The 16,058-nt window shown below is 56.6% G+C and carries 13 protein-coding genes; 11 read left to right on the top strand and 2 right to left on the bottom strand.

Annotation, left to right across the window (positions count from 1 at the left end; all coding sequences use genetic code 11):
* Positions 1 to 489: 489 nt before the first annotated feature.
* The 4 genes from AAG591_RS12955 (at position 490) to AAG591_RS12940 (ending at position 5,454) form a co-directional block, all read left to right on the top strand.
* Positions 490 to 2,436 (top strand): prolipoprotein diacylglyceryl transferase, encoded by a 1,947-nt coding sequence (locus tag AAG591_RS12955; protein WP_342531788.1) that lies wholly within the window; start codon positions 490 to 492, stop codon positions 2,434 to 2,436.
* The gene (locus AAG591_RS12950; protein WP_342531787.1) at positions 2,429 to 3,160 is read left to right on the top strand and encodes a hypothetical protein; all 732 of its coding nucleotides are present in this window, start codon (positions 2,429 to 2,431) and stop codon (positions 3,158 to 3,160) included. The genes AAG591_RS12955 and AAG591_RS12950 overlap by 8 nt, the downstream gene beginning before the upstream one ends.
* Positions 3,157 to 3,654, top strand: a complete 498-nt coding sequence (locus AAG591_RS12945) for a hypothetical protein (protein WP_342531786.1) — start codon at positions 3,157 to 3,159, stop codon at positions 3,652 to 3,654. The genes AAG591_RS12950 and AAG591_RS12945 overlap by 4 nt, the downstream gene beginning before the upstream one ends.
* 765 nt (positions 3,655 to 4,419) lie before the next feature.
* Positions 4,420 to 5,454, top strand: coding sequence for a hypothetical protein (locus AAG591_RS12940; RefSeq protein WP_342531785.1), 1,035 nt, complete (start codon positions 4,420 to 4,422; stop codon positions 5,452 to 5,454).
* Positions 5,455 to 5,462: 8 nt separating this feature from the next.
* On the opposite strand, the gene AAG591_RS12935 is transcribed toward AAG591_RS12940, so the two are convergent.
* Positions 5,463 to 5,900, bottom strand: coding sequence for a Ros/MucR family transcriptional regulator (locus AAG591_RS12935; protein WP_342531784.1), 438 nt, complete (start codon positions 5,898 to 5,900; stop codon positions 5,463 to 5,465).
* 500 nt (positions 5,901 to 6,400) lie between these two features.
* Between AAG591_RS12935 and AAG591_RS12930 the strand changes: the two genes are divergently transcribed.
* Both AAG591_RS12930 and AAG591_RS12925 read left to right on the top strand, forming a co-directional pair.
* Complete coding sequence (locus tag AAG591_RS12930) at positions 6,401 to 7,417, top strand: mannose-1-phosphate guanylyltransferase (protein ID WP_342531783.1); 1,017 nt, start codon at positions 6,401 to 6,403, stop codon at positions 7,415 to 7,417.
* Complete coding sequence (locus AAG591_RS12925) at positions 7,414 to 8,214, top strand: class I mannose-6-phosphate isomerase (RefSeq protein ID WP_342531782.1); 801 nt, start codon at positions 7,414 to 7,416, stop codon at positions 8,212 to 8,214. Before AAG591_RS12930 ends, AAG591_RS12925 begins: the two co-directional genes overlap by 4 nt.
* A 233-nt stretch (positions 8,215 to 8,447) precedes the next feature.
* On the opposite strand, the gene galU is transcribed toward AAG591_RS12925, so the two are convergent.
* Complete coding sequence (gene galU, locus AAG591_RS12920) at positions 8,448 to 9,326, bottom strand: UTP--glucose-1-phosphate uridylyltransferase GalU (RefSeq protein ID WP_342531781.1); 879 nt, start codon at positions 9,324 to 9,326, stop codon at positions 8,448 to 8,450.
* A 210-nt stretch (positions 9,327 to 9,536) separates the two neighbouring features.
* Here galU and AAG591_RS12915 point away from each other — a divergent pair, with 210 nt between their 5' ends.
* The 5 genes from AAG591_RS12915 (at position 9,537) to AAG591_RS12895 (ending at position 15,318) form a co-directional block, all read left to right on the top strand.
* The gene (locus AAG591_RS12915) at positions 9,537 to 9,842 is read left to right on the top strand and encodes a hypothetical protein (protein ID WP_342531779.1); all 306 of its coding nucleotides are present in this window, start codon (positions 9,537 to 9,539) and stop codon (positions 9,840 to 9,842) included.
* A 70-nt stretch (positions 9,843 to 9,912) separates the two neighbouring features.
* Positions 9,913 to 11,256: an O-antigen ligase family protein gene (locus AAG591_RS12910; protein ID WP_342531778.1), complete on the top strand. Its 1,344-nt coding sequence runs from the start codon at positions 9,913 to 9,915 to the stop codon at positions 11,254 to 11,256.
* The gene (locus tag AAG591_RS12905; RefSeq protein ID WP_342531776.1) at positions 11,249 to 11,938 is read left to right on the top strand and encodes a polysaccharide biosynthesis/export family protein; all 690 of its coding nucleotides are present in this window, start codon (positions 11,249 to 11,251) and stop codon (positions 11,936 to 11,938) included. The genes AAG591_RS12910 and AAG591_RS12905 overlap by 8 nt, the downstream gene beginning before the upstream one ends.
* Before the next feature lie 99 nt (positions 11,939 to 12,037).
* Complete coding sequence (locus AAG591_RS12900) at positions 12,038 to 14,173, top strand: GumC family protein (protein ID WP_342531774.1); 2,136 nt, start codon at positions 12,038 to 12,040, stop codon at positions 14,171 to 14,173.
* Positions 14,173 to 15,318 carry a hypothetical protein gene (locus tag AAG591_RS12895; protein WP_342531773.1) on the top strand — a complete coding sequence of 382 codons (1,146 nt, stop codon included), beginning with the start codon at positions 14,173 to 14,175 and terminating at the stop codon, positions 15,316 to 15,318. Before AAG591_RS12900 ends, AAG591_RS12895 begins: the two co-directional genes overlap by 1 nt.
* Positions 15,319 to 16,058 lie beyond the last annotated feature (740 nt).

Below are 16,058 nucleotides of genomic sequence, written 5' to 3'. Positions count from 1 at the left end.
CAACCGGCAGGTCACTTTCAAGTGTTCCAAGATCACTACCCGGCCCGAAGCTGTCAGCGCGAGGGTCCGCTTCCCAAGGTGCCGATAGCACCGCCCCAGGAGCGCAGCCGCGATCCGCACCCAAGGGCCGCATCCGGCCCCGTGCGAACGCCCGCGTTCGCTATACTCGGGAGGGCCATCGGTCCGGACGAGCGCAGCAGTTAAGTCTGGAACGAAGTGCATACCTTACTGCGGTATTGCGCCTAGAAAAACGGGTTCGAACGATATGTGGTAAAGTCGTTCGGAAGGGCTATGTTCCTTCTGGTTTGAACAGAATGGAGAAAGGCGTTCGAGAGATCGGGTTACGGAATTTCCGTAAGTTCCGATCCCGAATTGACATAGTAAGTGAGATGCTGGCATCGGAGCCGGATGCCTTTTCCGCCTGTGGCGGCAAAATTTTTTGGGCGGGTGTTAGGAAACCGCGATTGCGCGTCCTAGAACCCCGTTACCATGACTTACGATCCGCTAGAAAATCTGCTCGTCTCCGCTTGGAAAGAGCTCGCCCAGTATATGCCAGAGGAAGCGTCGCATGCGGCGCTTTATCTCGACCTCGAGCGCCTTGCGGAGGAGACCGACGACAAGGGTAATCCAACGCCCCAAGCCCATCGTGCGAAGGCAAGAGTACGCAACGCATTTCTCGTCGAAGAGACCAATGCCAAGTCCAAAGGCAAGGTTCTGAAGAACCAGGCCAAGCTCGAAAAAGAGCTTGTCGACGCAGTCTCCAACGCTCTCAAACTGATGGTCGCTGCACGTGCAAACGCAGCCAAGATCGCCCATATCGACAGCATCGAAGAGCGCCAGATGGCGGTCTCCGAGAACCGCGAGCAACACGATCCAGAGAGCAAGTTCGCGCTCGCAAGCCCGTTCATCGACAAGCTTGCGCGAGCCGGCACCTCTCCCTCCGCGATAGGTCGGATGCCGGCTCTCATGGTGTCCTTCATCGCGCTGCTGATCAGGGATCACTCTGCCGATCCCAGGTTCCAGAACCCCGACAATGTGTGGAACCGGATAGTGCAATCGGGGATCCTCGAGGCCTACCTCGGAAACCTCGACGAGGAGCATCTCAAGGTCGTCGCGCAAGCTGCCTGCGAGCGCGACGAGCAGACCAATGAATGGGCGAAGAAGGCACGAGAGGAGCTCGATCTGCCGGCCGGCATGGACGATCGGTTCCTCGAAGGCGTGGCCCGCATGCGCGATGCAGCGCGCTCGCTGACCGAGGGCGAAGTTCGCGCTTACTACGATGCGTACAAGCTGCAGGATAATCGCGATGTCGATCGCCTGGCGAAACTGTTGCAGATGGAATCGCAGGAGGACCGGATCCGGCTGCGAGCGATGTACGACTTCATCATTCGCTCGAGCGGACCGCTCAAGCGCGACTGGAAAGTGGAGATGCATCTCGGCATCCTGAAGCGCGAGATCGATGCCATCGCCCCGCACGCCAAGTGGCACAAGGACTGGAAAGCAGAGCTTCGCGAAAGGCTCGAGATTACCTTCGAGCGCCTGGACACCATGACAAGCGTCGAGGCTTTCAATGCACTACTGAAAAGCGGTCTCGCGGTCTCCGATGCCGACTGGCAATTTACCAAGCGGCTCGAGCGCGACGTCCTCGACGGGCACTTCATCGCGTTCGAGAACGAAGTCCGTGCCGCGTGCAAGTCCGACCGCTATTTCAAGATCTACGACAACCGTGTCGTCTATTCTCACGAACTCGATTTCGAGGCGATCGAGACCGAGACCTGGACCGGCTACGACTGGCTGCAAGAATATGGCGAGTGGCCGGGCGAGGATACCGAGGACCGCGAGCTTAGCGATAAAATATCAGACTCTACGGTAGCGAATACGACCGCGCGTCCGGACGGTGAAGAGGGGCCGACCGATGACGGTAGTGGCCCGATGATGCTACTGCGGGATTCAGACGGCGAAGGACCGGTGGGCAGTGCATCTCTGGCCTCGGAGGCGGTCGATGTAGGTCGCGTCGAGGGTCCTTCGCAGCAGTCGGCGCCGTGCGAACCCACGCCGGTCAACGCATCCGTCCCGGACGCTACCGGGGCAGCTCCGACGATACCGGAGGACCACACGCACGAGAGCGCTGAACCGGTAGACGACGACTTCGTTGACGGCAATCCCGACGACTACGACTGGCACGATGAGAACCCCGATCTCGAGCCGATGCACCTCGCTCCGGGTCCTGAATTGCAGGATAATTCTTCGTCGTCTGACAGACCTTCGGATGCATGTGTTGACGAAGATCCGACCGGTCCGTCGGAGCAACGGGAGCCCGGTGACGCTCCGCCTGAGGCGATCTCATCGCGGGACGATCAAGCTGCGGACCGTCCGCTGAAGCCGCGCCCCTACCGGCCCCACACAGATCACGAAGAGGATGACTGGAATGAGTAGCGATCTTGTCAGGAGCGATCCGCGCGCCGTCGCGCTGCGCGATGAACTACAGCGGCGCTGGAACGCCAACACCGCAATTCTCGAGCTGCGTCAGAACGAGAATGCGGCCGTGGCACCGACGATCTTCGCAATAGGCAAGGGCGGAGGGCAAGGCCTCAGCACGCTTGCGCTCACCCTCGAGTTCATGACTGGCAGCGAAGCGCTGATCATCGAGGTTGGCGGCAATCGTTGCCCGGCATTCCGCAACCGTCCGCCTGAACGCCACCTCCATTTCTCGTCGCGCGATCCCGATCGGATCGACCGGGCACTCGACGCGCGCTTCAATGCTCCCGGCAAGGTCGCGATCATCGAATTCGAACCGGCACTCTATCGGGAGACGATCGAGGTAGCTGCCAACTTCGAGGCGATGCTGGGCCAGTCGAACCTCATGGTGTTCTACGTTGCGGGGCGCCACGAGGAGGACCCCGCCTATCGAGTGAAGGCGAAAGCGAGCGGACTTCGCGAGGTGATTTTTTGTCGCCAGGCGGTCCAGAGCCCGGCCGGCCGAGATGCAGGCTTCGTCCCGCTTCCCTGGCTGCACCACGACATCATGCACTCGATGCATGCCGGATGCGCAAATCTGGCCGAAGCACTCGACAAATGTGCCGGACTCTGGACGCAGATGGAGGCACGTGGCCGCCTCGAAAGCTTCGCGCACGCCATTCTTTCGGGAGAGGGGCGATGACCTATTTCGAGGAGATGTGGCAGACCTTGTTCGGGGTGAACATCACCCCCGTCGAGGAGCGGATCATGGTCGGAGTCGCCAAGCGGGTAGACCGCGATGAAAGCTTATTCGTCCTTGCAGCGGTCCTAGTGCGAATGATCTACGAGCTTTGCTACGAGGATAATCTCGGGCCGTTCCGGATACTGCGCAACCTAGCAAAGGCTGGCGAAGATCATCGGCGGGCCACAGTCCTGATCTCGCAAACCTACGAGCGCTTGCAGCCGCGCCTTTCCGAACTCGAAGGAACGCTGGTGCGCCTCGAAAACGCGCTGGGCGAGGCGCGTGAACTCGCGTCGGCCAAGACCGGTTATCACCCGATGTTGGGGCACATCCCGATCGGTGAAACAGATGGCACCGCCCATCTATCAGTACGGTCGATCATCCTCGTGTGCGTGGGAGCAAGCTTAAGCGCATTCCTCGGGCTCACCGTCTGCCTAATGATCTTCTTCGGATGATCAGGCCAACACGAACGCCCGCGAGATCAGCCAAAGAAGGAGTAGAGGATGGACGATGAAGCATGGATTTCTGTGAGCATTTATGGCCCCCAGCCGGAAATCGACCGATTCAAAAGATGGTTTGTCGTGAGGACCAGTGATGCCCGCGCCCGTGAAAAGCTCGAATTAGATTTCACGGGCCTGTTCAGGCACACAGGCCGCTATATACACTCGTTGGAGTCCCACGGCGAAAGCCCTGGGGCTTCGAGGACTGGCAGCAGGATACGTCCGGCTGCTACCATTTCAAATTCGACACTTAGCGGGGATTTCCGCAAGAGCTCTTTGAGAATCTCGTGGAGATGTTTCCGAATGTGATGTTCGACTGCAGCTACATCGCAAGTGATAGCTCGGAGATCGGTTATGGGTGGTACAACGGCCCGAGGGACAGTGATAAATTCGCCTATTATGAAATGCCCGAGGGATACTGGGAAAGCAACGGCGCAAGCTTGCGCGAAGGAGCATCGGACGCGCGGCACACTGAGCAGGTAAAGAGAGTCATCCGAGCTGCGCGGAAGGCTTCGGAGCGCGCTGGCGCTGCTGGTGTGGTGTAGAGGACCTAGGCGCATTCCAGCATTGCAACGACGTTTGCGCGGCCTTCTGCTGACTGCTTCGCTTGGGCTGCGGTGCTTGTTCGCCAGTGCAAGTGCCGGTGCGTTCCTGGTTATGGTGGCGTTCAAATGACTCGCTTGCGGATCGATTCGAGCTCAAGTGGGAAGGGCTATAAAGATGCCGGAATGGCGGGCCAAGGATAGCGATGAAAGCCATGATCGCTTTACGAAGGCGATCGTTAATACACTCGCGGCGAAGCTGTTGAGGGCCTGTGGCGGTGGCTGCGCTATCCTCTCTGTAAAGACCAGTAGTCCAGCCGGGCACGATTACCGTGATGTTGTCGTCGACCTTGAGTTGCCCGGTAACGTCCAAATTACGGTGGACTGCTGGCGTGATCCAGAAGCTGAAGCGCACCCGCTCCGGCGGCTGAATTTCGGCGAGAACGTTGCCGAGGTAGCCGCAATCGTCATCGCTTGTGTTCAAACCTGCCAATACCACGGTTTCGAGACTCTCGCCGGGATACTCGACGAGGCATGGCGGGATGCAAGATCCTTCTCTTCGCAAATGCCAATAGGCATCCGCAAGTCGATGCATCTGCTTGCCGTTCGCTTCGTGTTCAAAGCCATCTGGGTAAGATCAAACGAACTTCTGATGGAAGCAGAATACGCTTCTCTCGATCATTGGCTTCGACCTTTCACTTACGAGATCGAGGTTGTCGATCCCGCCGAGATAACAGCGCACCTCCGCGCGCTCTGCTATCAATTCGGAACGCGTGCGCTCGCGCTTCATCGGTTTGAACAGCACGGTGCGACAGGCGAAATTGATCTGTTGGCAATCAATGCCTTGAAGCGGTGTGGCAACCTTGTAAGCGAATTAAAACGCGATCCCTCAGAGTTTGGCGCTCCGTCGAGCCAACTCGAATTCGATTGCGGTCGCATATCGCTGCGGACCGGTATTGATAGTACTCCCGATCTGTTCATCCGTGGGGACAAGGTCCATGTGGAGTGCGGTGTGTTACCCAAGGCGGTGCTCACGAACGCAATCGGAAAGCAAATCACGCAGATTATCGACTGTGCATTGTTTTCCGAAGAGATGGTCGTCATTGATGCGTACAGAGGGTTTCTCGGGGACTCTGTGGTCATTGAGGTCCAACAGCCTCGAATGTTTTATTGCAAATCATCTGGATGCTATTGGGGCCAAAATCCCCAGTGAGCTTATTGCTATGCCGAAGACAACTCAGTCATCGGTTTTTTTCGACGGCCACGCTTCTGGCCGGGCGCACGGCCAAGGCCGATCTTCTTCGCCAGTTCGCGGCGCTTTTCGGCATAGTTGGGGGAAACCATCGGGTAATCGCTCGGCAGGTTCCAGCGTTCGCGATATTCCTCGGGGCTCATGTCGTAATTCGTGCGCAGATAACGCTTGAGCATTTTCAGCTTCTTGCCGTCTTCGAGGCACACGAGATAGTCGGGCTTCACCGAAGCGCGGATGGACACCGCGGGTTCGGGCCGTTCTTCTTCCTTCGCCTGGCCACCCGAAAGGCTCGACAGCGCCGAATACACGTTGTTGATCAACACGGGGACTTCGTCGAGCTCGGCGCTATTATTGGCGACGTAGGCCTCGACGATGTTGGACGTGAACGCGATAAGCGTCTGCGTCATTTCAGTGTCTTGGTCTTGCAATTCACGAATGCCTTTTTTTTAGCCTCTCTCTATGAGAAAGATAGTGGCTTTTGGGGCCATCACAATGCCATAGAGGGGAAATCCTGTGAAAAAGGCCACAGAATTTCTGATTAGGTTCTGGGGCGTGACAGGCGGCGGGAGGGGTTATCATAATACGTATTGCGCAAGCATCTATTTTTTAGGCCCGTCAATTGGCAGAGAGAGGGTAAGGGATGGCGTAATTTCATATTTGTTGGTTAAAAAACAAATTAAAATTGAGAAGTATGCCAAAAATATAAAATATCGTATGAGACGTGCACCACCTTGGATCGCCTAACCTCAAAGGTTTTCTTTGTAATTTATTGATTTTCGTTTTTAAAGTTATAAGATTATATTAGCAATATTTCTCCTTTCTGATTGCTATCGGCGAGCCAGAAATCATTGGCTCGGCAAATCTAAAGTATTCAAGTTAGCTAGGAACCCGGCTAAGGTTTGCAGATATGACGGTGAAGATTCAGCCAGTGATTCTCTGTGGCGGCGGCGGGAGACGCCTGTGGCCGCGAAGTAGGTCGACGCGACCGAAGCCCTTCTTGCCACTGCTCGGTACTCAAACATTGTTTCAGCAGGCGCTGAGCCGTGTCTCGGACAGCGACTTGTTTGGCTTACCGTTGGTAGTGGCAGGGGAAGGCCATATACCGCTGGTTCGCCAACAGGGCGGGGACGATCTTTCCTGTATTGCCGAGCCGGTGGGCCGTAACACTGCGGCTGCGATCGCGCTCGCCGCGCATCGCGCTCCTGCGGGCGCTATTTTACTAGTTTGCCCGAGCGATCATCATATTGCCGACACATCAGCGTTCCGGTCAGCTGCGCAGGCAGCGGCAAGGCTTGCGCAGGACGGCTATCTCGTCAGTTTTGGGATCGAGGCCGTCAGTCCGCATACCGGCTATGGGTATCTTAGGCGTGGGGAGGGCCTGGATGGCGGCTTTGCGCTGGACGCATTTATCGAAAAGCCCGATCTCGACACTGCAAAGGGCTTCCTAGCCGACGGGCGACATAGCTGGAACGGCGGAATTTTCGCATTCTCACGTGATCGATTTTTGGAGGAACTTGCAGCCCATCGTCCAGAAATGGCGAGGTTATGCGAAGCAGCTGTGGCAGAGGGGGGTGAAGATGCTGGTGTCTTTCGCCCCTCTTCCAGCCATTTTGAAGATATAGCAGGCGAGTCGGTCGATTGCGCAGTAATGGAAAATACCAAGCGGGCGGCGATGGTCCCCGTCTCGATGGGCTGGTCTGATATCGGTAGCTGGGACGCGTTGCGTGTGGCGCGTGGTGGTGCCTCGATCGGCCCGCACGATTTGCTTGGCTGCACAAATGTGATGGTCGATAGTGACGGGCCGCGCGTCTCGGTCGTTGGGGTGGAAGATGTCGTCGTGGTGGTTGATGGTGATGAAATTCTAGTCACCAGCGCACGCGGTGCGCAGGATGTAGGAAAGCTGGACGGCGCGAGGGGAGCATGAGGCAACTCCCCACCCACGTGGTGAACAAGGTCTGGGGTCGACAGATCTTGCCCGAGCCCTTTGTCAATCCGGGTGAGGAGCCGCTTGGCGAGATCTGGTTTGACCCACCGCCGGAACTCCCAAACCTTCTGGTCAAGTTCATCTTCACAGATGCCACCCTCAGCGTGCAGGTACACCCGAACGACGAACAGGCACCCGCAGGCGAACGGGGCAAGAACGAGTGTTGGTACATTCTCGATGCCGAGCCAGGCGCGCAGTTGGCGATTGGACTTATGCGCGAAATGAGCGTCGAGGAATTGCGCGCCGCCGCGCTCGATGGGACGATCAAAGAGAGTCTGCGCTACGTCGATGTCGAACCGGGAGACTTTTTCTCAATCCCGGCTGGTACCATTCACGCCATCGGAGCGGGGATCAGTCTGCTGGAAGTGCAGCAGAATAGCGACGTCACTTACCGCCTATACGATTACGACCGTCCTCGTGAGCTTCATCTCGACGATGGGTTGAGGGTGGCTAAGCTTGGTGGTGATTGTTCCGCCCTCCATAGCCGCGGGGCAGATGCCGGCTACGCAGAGCTAATCCGCGGCCCCTTCTTCCGGGTTGCGCAGTTGGCGGGGCAGTCCCGGGTCCCCCCGGATAATTTTTTACGCCACACACTTATATTGCCTATCGCCGATGGTGCGACCTTGGACGGTCAGCCGCTTGAGGTCGCTACCTGTATACTGAATTACGGGGTTTCCGGCCTAGAGGTTGGTGGCGAGGCGCGAGTGATATTGGTGGAGGATATGTCTGCGGTTTAGTTTCTTCCAAGACGCGCCCACTCGCGGGTCTGCCGGGCGCTCGATGGTGATGAGCTTCGCAGGGCGCTTGGTTTTCCAACGAAGGCGCTGCGCGCGCGGCCAAAGCGAGGATGGAGGGATAGCTGGTCGAGCAATTTGCCCCTCTTGCTTGGTTGAAGAACGCAAGAGGCAATGAGAGCTGCTCAGTCAAATTGACAGTTCGGATGCGGCTAGGCCGGCGGAGCCCGAAGCATTTATTTAAGCAACCGCTGGGCCATCGCGCGGACCTCGTCGCGCATGTCGGGGCGTTGCAGTGCCAGTGCCAGCGTCGCCTCGACGAAACCGGTCTTGCTGCCGCAATCGTAGCGCGCGCCATCGAACGTGACCGCGTGGAACGGCTGGTTGCCGATCATCTTGGCCATCGCATCGGTCAGCTGGATTTCGCCGCCCGCGCCCTTGCCCTGGTTTTCCAGCACGCGCATCACTTCGGGTTGCAGGATGTAGCGGCCCGAGATGATCTTGTTCGAGGGCGCCTCGGCGACCGGCGGCTTTTCGACCAGTCCCTTCACCTCGGTCAGCGCGCCCTCCTCCTTGCCCGGATCGATCACGCCGTAGCTCGATACGCTTTCCTGCGGCACCTCGAGCACGCTGATCACGTTGCCGCCGACTTCGTTATATGCGTCGACCATCTGCTTCATGCAGCCCGTGCCGCCCTTTTTCCCGATCATCAGCTCGTCGGGCAGGAAGATCGCGAAGGGATCGTCGCCCACGATCGCACGCGCGCACCAGATCGCGTGGCCCAGACCCAGCGGCACCTGCTGGCGCACGGTGATGATGTCGCCCGGCGTGGCGCGCGTCGAATCGAGGATCGAGAGATCCTTGCCGCGCTCTTCCATCGTCTGTTCGAGCTCGAAGGCGATATCGAAATGCTCGACGATTGCGGTCTTCCCGCGCCCGGTGACGAAGATCATCTGCTCGATCCCCGCCTCGCGCGCCTCGTTGACCGCGTACTGGATCAGCGGGCGATCGACGATCGCGAGCATTTCCTTGGGGATCGCCTTGGTCGCGGGGATGAAGCGGGTGCCAAGCCCGGCGACGGGAAACACGGCCTTGCGGATCGGTTTGTGGGTCATGGGCGAGATCATTCTACATATCACTCTGCTAGTCCACATCTAGCTACGGCGGATGGATTGTTTATGAGAAACGGGACGGGCAGTCCTTTTGGATGCGGCGCGCTGCTTCGAGATTTGCTCGCCCATCCATTCTACAAAGTTCGCTATTGCTGCGCACGCGAAGAGATGCTAGCAATTCTCTTGAACGAAACGATTTCAAGGAAGCCTAGTATGCGTAAGATCTTGAATGTCCTCGCTGCCGGGGCTCTAGTGGCGGCTCCAGTGGTGGCGTCTGCGCAGAATACTCGCGCTGGTGATTCGGTGCCTGCATCCTTGGCGAAGGTTGATGGTGTGAAGAGCGTTTTGACTGAACGTTCGTCGAAGCCGGTCCGCAAAGGTGAAGGGAGCTCTGCTGTCGGCCCCCTGCTGCCGTTGTACATCATTGGCGGTATCATCGGAGGCGGGGTGATCCTGGAAGTTACTGGCGTCATCGATATTTTCGAGGACAAGGATGAGCCGATCTCCCCCGGAACTTGATGCGCTTTTCCGATTGCTGATCTATTGAAGCCGGCCGTTATCGGTCGGCTTCTTTTTTGGGGGTCCGATTTTGGTCTGGCACAATCGCGAGCTGCGCGCCTCGGCTGGTTTGGCGTTGATGCTAGTAATTGCGATTTCCTTTGGCGGCGGAGGCCGTAGCGCTCCGCTGGCAAATCTGATCGTCCAGCTGGCTGCCCTGCTAGCTCTTGCGGTTTCAATCGCAAATTTGCGTGAGTTTTTATTGGCCGTTCCGAGGGGGCTTGTTGTCCTTATCGCGATATCGATGGCCATTCCTATGGTTCAATCCATCCCTTTGCCACCCACCGTCTGGACTGCACTGCCGGGGCGAGAACTCGTAAGCGAATCTCTAGCCTTGATAGATGCTTCTGGCACGTGGATGCCCTTTTCGGTCGATCCAAGCCTTTCGCTGCTTGCTTTCATTGGTTTGGTTGCCCCCCTGACCGTTCTTGTGCTGGCCGCCCCTTATCGTGCTCAGCAAATTAGAGCCGGATTGTTGGCCCTTTTGGGCGGGGCTTTGGTTTGCCTATTTATTGGGTCAGTTCAGTTCGCATCCGGCGGCGACGCGCTCGATTTTTATGCCGGCGGCAGCGTAAATCGACTAGCTGGAACATTCGCAAATCATAATACTGCGGGAATTTTTTTCGTTATCCTTCTCTGTTTGCTTGTAAGTGCGCAGAAAGATTGGTTTCCCAGCCCTTTCGTAAACCTAGGCCCAAGGATTGCTCTTGGCTTAGTATTTCTAATCGGGGTGATTTTGTCGCAGTCTCGATCGAGTATAGCTCTTTTGCTATTTCCCGCTCTCGTTCTAGTGTGGCGATTGTATTGTGCTCATACATTGATGAAATGGAGCCGACGATCGCTGGCGCTTGCCTCGGGAAGCGGTGCGCTCGCAATAGCCATGGTAGCACTTCTGACATTTTCGGGAGGCCGAGGAGCGCAATCGATTGAGCGTTTCGAGAGCCTGGAGGATTTGCGTCCGGCAATTTGGGCCGATGGTCTCGTTAGTGCGGATCGGTTTTGGCCTGTGGGTTCTGGTATGGGGACGTTTGACGACGTATTCCAACTCGACGAATCTCTCGAGCATGTGACTCCTCGCCGCGCTGGCAGGGCACATAATGATTATCTTGAAATTGCGATTGAGTCCGGAGTTTTGGGTCTCGCTATGGTCTTGGGGTGGGTGGCGTATCTCGGTTCTTTGACGTGGCGTAGTCTGCGTTCGAGGAGCGACCTCCTCCCTTTGGGGGCCTCTGCTGGGTTGGCGTGCATCGCGCTGCAGAGTGTTGTTGATTATCCTCTCCGCAATCAGGCGATGTTGTGCGTGGCAGCATTCCTGGTTGTCATCCTCGTGAGTGGGGTTAGTGATGTGCGCGGTAAGGGGGCGTCGCGTGGTTAGCATTTTCCGAATATTTCCGATTCTGGCGTTGCTGGCGCTTGCGGGATGTTTTTCGCCGTCGGCCGATTTTCCCCGCGGAGAAGCGGCCTATGCGGTGATGCCGGCGGCTGATCCTGCTGCAACACGCTCGTCCTATCGTATCGGTGTGCTGGACACGTTGTCGATTCGCGTATTCCAAGAGCCCGAACTCACCTTCGACCAGCTTCAGGTTGATGCAGGCGGAAGCATCAACTTTCCGCTGATCGGCGAGGTGGAAGCCGCCGGGCAAACGCCGATCGAATTGAGTCGCAATCTGGAGCGCGGTCTCGGAAAGCGCTTCATCCGCAACCCTCAGGTGGTCGTTGGCGTGGTTCAGTCCGCCGCACAGCGAGTAATTGTTGAGGGTAGCGTGACCGAGCCTGGTGTCTATGAAATTGCGGGTAGTTCAAGCCTTCTTGAATCTATCGCGCGTGCGAAGGGGGTGACACGCGTCGCGGTGCTCGACGAAGTCATCGTGTTGCGTACCGTGAATGGTCAGCCGATGGGCGCGGTGTTCGATCTGCAGGCGATACGTGAGGGCAAGGCACCCGATCCCGAGATTCTCGGCGGAGATCGGATCGTGGTCGGCTTCGATCTCTTGAAGGGAGCTTACCGCGATCTTTTGCAGGCCGCGCCTTTGTTTAACGTCTTTCGGGCGCTATAAGTCATGGAAGAACCACAACCCCCTGCTTTGGACGGCTCTGTTACACCGGGTTCTAATGACCCCAAAGATTTTAGGTCGGTCTCAGAAAACGAGGCGCTGTTGGAGATCGACCTCAGCCGCATCGTTGCGGCTTTGCGACGGAACCTTTGGTGGATGGCTGGCATTATCGCGGCCTCTCTGGTTCTTGGCGCATTAATCACTATGCTTATTATGCCACGATATACGGCCGAAGCGACCGTCCTGATCGAACAAGAAACAGATCAGATTATCGAGAATAGCGAAGTTGCACCGACGGTTTCTTACCAGGATGCAGAACGTTTCCTGCAAACCCAGATTGATGTGATCAAGAGCCGCGCATTGGCCGAACGGGTTCTCGAAGGGGAAGATCTAGCGGCCGATCCGAGGTTTTACGACGCCGTCGAAGCGGAAATGCCCACAGAAGCCGATGTGGAGGGTCGATATGTCAACGCCGGCGGGGTCAATGCTCTGCGACGTGATAGCACACTCGATCTATTGCAAGAAAATCTCAGTGTTAGTCTTCCGGTTGACAGCCGCCTTGCTAAGATACGTTTTGAGAGCACCAATCCGGCTCTCTCGGCACGAATCGCGAACGCGTTTGCCGAGAATTTGATCGAGAGCAATCTGGGGCGTAAGTTCGAAAGCTCGTCCTATGCGCGCAAGTTCCTCGCGCAGCAACTGCAGGAAGCTCGCCAAAATTTGGAGAACTCCGAGCGCGAGTTGAACCAGTACTCGCGCGCCGCAGGCCTGATCCGCGTGCCAGGGCAGGGCGAGAAAGCCGACCAAGAAACCACCCTATCGGTGACCAATGATAGTCTTGTTCAGGTAAACCTTGCCGCCAGTGAGGCGACTGCCAATCGTGTAGCAGCACAAGAGCAATGGCAAAATATCGCAAAAGTGCCAGTACTCTCGGTGCCCCAGGTGCTCTCAAACCCGGCTGTACAAGATCTGATACGTCAGCGCAGCCAAGTTCAGTCAGCCCTAGCCGAAGAGCGGGCTCGGCATCTCGGCGATCACCCCACCGTACAAGCTCTTGAGGCGCAGGTGGACCAGCTCAACGCACAAATCCAGGATGTCGGCTCATCGATCAAGCGCTCAGTCTATCTCGATTACCAATCTGCACGTGATCGCGAACAGGAACTTCAGCGACGGGTCGGTCAATTGCGTTCGACCGCTCTAACCGAGCAGGATCAGGGCGTGGAGTATAATGTGCTCAAGCGCGTAGCTGAAACCAATCGCTCTTTGTACGACACGCTGCTCGAGCGCTATAATGAACTTAACGCAACCGCTGGCGCCACCTCGAATAATATTTCGCTCGTCGATAGAGCAGAGGCGCCTCGTCTCCCTTCCTCGCCTAGCCTTCCCGTCAATATGGCACTCGCCCTTCTTGCCGGTTTGACTTTGGCTTTTGGCTTCGTCTTCGTGCGCGAGCAGTTCGACGACACGATTCGGTCGCCCGAGGATGTGGAAGCCAAACTCGGCCTGGCGCTTCTGGGCCTTATCCCCGTCGTTAACGAGAGAGAAATAGAAGAGGATAGGGACGCACAAGTCTCCGAGATCGGCGAGGCGTATCGCTCGCTTGTCGCCAATTTGCGCTTTGCAACAGCATCCGGTTTGCCGCGCTCACTCGTCGTCACCAGCGCTCAAGCAGCCGAAGGCAAGACAACCAGCGCGCAGGCCATGGCCCTCAATCTTGCTCGCATGGGTCATAAGGTGATGTTGATAGATGCCGATCTACGGCGCCCGACGCTGCATAAGCAATTAAAGAGGGCGCCCAAGTACGGGCTGACCGAAGTACTAGCAGGGCAAGTCAAACTTTCCGAGGCGATCAACCAATCTGGCCAAGATAACCTAGTCTATCTCACCGCGGTTCCGCTGCCACCTGACCCCTCAATGGTGCTCAGCAGCCCCCGAATCCATGAAGTTTTAAATGAAGCACGGGCAACCTATGACGTGACAATTATCGACAGCCCGCCCATGCTTGGCTTGTCAGACACCGCAAACCTAGCGGCGTATGCCGACGCCCTCATTATGGTGGTCGACGCTTCCCGGAGCCACCGGGGGGCGGTCAAGTCTGCCCTGCGCCGCCTCGAAATCGTACACGCCAAAGTCCTTGGCGCCGTTCTGACCAAATTCGACCCTGGTGCCGCGGGCGCCAGATATAGTTACTACGGCTACCAGTACTATAGCTATGGAAAAGGCGAGATTGAAGCGTAATGACTTTGATCCGCTCGAATGTTACGAATTTTATACGAATAACCATATTATTTTTTGCCGCCGTGGTTTGCCTCGGCCTGCAACTCGACTTCGCGACCCAAGCGCGACCAGCATTATCACCTTGGATCCCTGAGATATTCAGGGCGCACGCTTATCAACCGCTAACGCTTAAAGATCTCAGAAATAAGAATACTGAAAAAGCCCGGGTCCATGCGCGTTTTTTGATAGAACGGAGGCCTATCCCGGCGGAATCTTTAACATTGTTAGCGGTTGCATCGCTGGACGCGGAGCCAGCTATTGCCTCACGAGCACTGCTCGCGTCTGCAACTCGAGGCTGGCGCGAGCCTCTTGTACAATCGGCTGTGATCAACGCAGCTCTAGCTGACAAAGATTGGCGGGTGCTTTCAGAGCGTTTGGATGCACTACAGCGCACCGGTAAGATTGATGCTATACCAACTAATGTTTGGAACACACTTCTCTCTCACGACGAGGGGCGCCGCGCGCTTGCCGATAGGCTGGCTCAGGACCCAGTCTGGATGAGCAGGTTTTTGAATATGGCAGGCCGCCAAATTTCAGCGAACATCTTTGCCGCCACGATCAGTGAAATTCATTCGCAGCGCGGCACTATAGATTGTCACGAACTATCTCGAACTGCGACCCGACTCATTCGGCAGGGGCATAGTCGGCAGGCGTCGACGATTTGGGGAGGCGATTGTGCTGCGTCAATAAGTTCGATGCCATACCGATTCCAACACGGTGGCGATGGAAAAGTTGCAGGACCCTTTGATTGGTCTTACCCGCCTTCGCCAGGAATCCGCAGGGATTTTACCGCGCGCAACAACAGTTGGGCGATTAGCTATCGGCATAGTGACAGATTGCGTGGAGTTCTCGCTGAGAGATTTATTGACCTGCAGGCAGGAAACTACGTGATGATGATTGACGCTGACGCTAGGTCGTCTTCGACTATTTCACCTGAGATCAAATGCTTCGGCAATCGTTATAACGTTAGGCCAGTCTCTTTGAGCCAAGTCGGAAGTGCTTGGCAGCTTAAAATTCCTCAGACCTGCCCTGTCCAGATGTTAAGGCTCAAAGTAACCCAAGGTGAGGGGAGGGTCAACGATGTTGAAATACGGCCAAATGATTGATGTTTTGGATTTTCTCTCTGGAGAAATTGAGAGAACCGGGCCCTATCTATGATGTAAATGAGGTTGTTTAACTAGGAATTATCTTATCGGAAGATTTGGCGGTTCTGTCTGTTGTAAGATGCGAGAGGAAGCGTTGGAGGTGTTGCGCAATCGCAATGGCGCGATCAATTCCTCGGGCCGTCACTTTCGAATGTTCGCCGTTATTGTAGTCAGTGTGCTGCTGATCCAATGCGATCCGAAGAGCGGGGCGCCGCATACTATCAGCATGGTAAGCTACGATCGCCACGGTAAAGAGGATTCATGTTGGCAACCGCGTTGAACAATAGCGAATGGTATCGCCTCATTCGCTGGTTCGCGTCGTTAGGTTACGAATGTCGCTCGATTATTAGACCTCCATGATCTTTGCGCTCCCAGCGGTAGTGCGCTGCATAGTTCACTCGAATGTGAAAGGCTCGCTCGTGGTTGCCGCGCTCGCGCAGGAGCATAAGGGCACTGAACTAGCTTGTGCACACGCCGAGCCAATGCGGTCGACTAATTCCTCGCTGCTCGGTGTACCGATGCGCGGGTCTGCACGACGATCTCGAATTACAGGCGATCTCCCCAGAGACGTAGCCCGACTAGTGCGATTCATTTGCGAATGACGTCATTGCTGGCTCCGTCCTCAATTCGCACAAAGGCTCTAGCGCGGCTATGGGGCCTGATGCGGTTGAATGCGGCGTCGTGAGCTCCTTAAGAATGCG

Origin of the sequence: Citromicrobium bathyomarinum, from assembly GCF_038594485.1 — a bacterium.
Taxonomy (GTDB): domain Bacteria; phylum Pseudomonadota; class Alphaproteobacteria; order Sphingomonadales; family Sphingomonadaceae; genus Alteriqipengyuania; species Alteriqipengyuania bathyomarina_A.
This window is presented reverse-complemented; position numbering and strand designations above follow the sequence as displayed.

Bases quoted from the DNA above. Each gene is read 5' to 3' on its own strand.
- AAG591_RS12915 (WP_342531779.1), top strand. From the start codon at position 9,537: ATGCGTAAGATCTTGAATGTCCTCGCTGCCGGGGCTCTAGTGGCGGCT.
- AAG591_RS12930 (WP_342531783.1), top strand. From the start codon at position 6,401: ATGACGGTGAAGATTCAGCCAGTGATTCTCTGTGGCGGCGGCGGGAGA.
- AAG591_RS12955 (WP_342531788.1), top strand. From the start codon at position 490: ATGACTTACGATCCGCTAGAAAATCTGCTCGTCTCCGCTTGGAAAGAG.
- AAG591_RS12940 (WP_342531785.1), top strand. From the start codon at position 4,420: ATGCCGGAATGGCGGGCCAAGGATAGCGATGAAAGCCATGATCGCTTT.
- AAG591_RS12945 (WP_342531786.1), top strand. From the start codon at position 3,157: ATGACCTATTTCGAGGAGATGTGGCAGACCTTGTTCGGGGTGAACATC.
- AAG591_RS12895 (WP_342531773.1), top strand. From the start codon at position 14,173: ATGACTTTGATCCGCTCGAATGTTACGAATTTTATACGAATAACCATA.
- AAG591_RS12925 (WP_342531782.1), top strand. From the start codon at position 7,414: ATGAGGCAACTCCCCACCCACGTGGTGAACAAGGTCTGGGGTCGACAG.
- AAG591_RS12950 (WP_342531787.1), top strand. From the start codon at position 2,429: ATGAGTAGCGATCTTGTCAGGAGCGATCCGCGCGCCGTCGCGCTGCGC.
- AAG591_RS12935 (WP_342531784.1), bottom strand. From the start codon at position 5,900: ATGACGCAGACGCTTATCGCGTTCACGTCCAACATCGTCGAGGCCTAC.
- galU (WP_342531781.1), bottom strand. From the start codon at position 9,326: ATGACCCACAAACCGATCCGCAAGGCCGTGTTTCCCGTCGCCGGGCTT.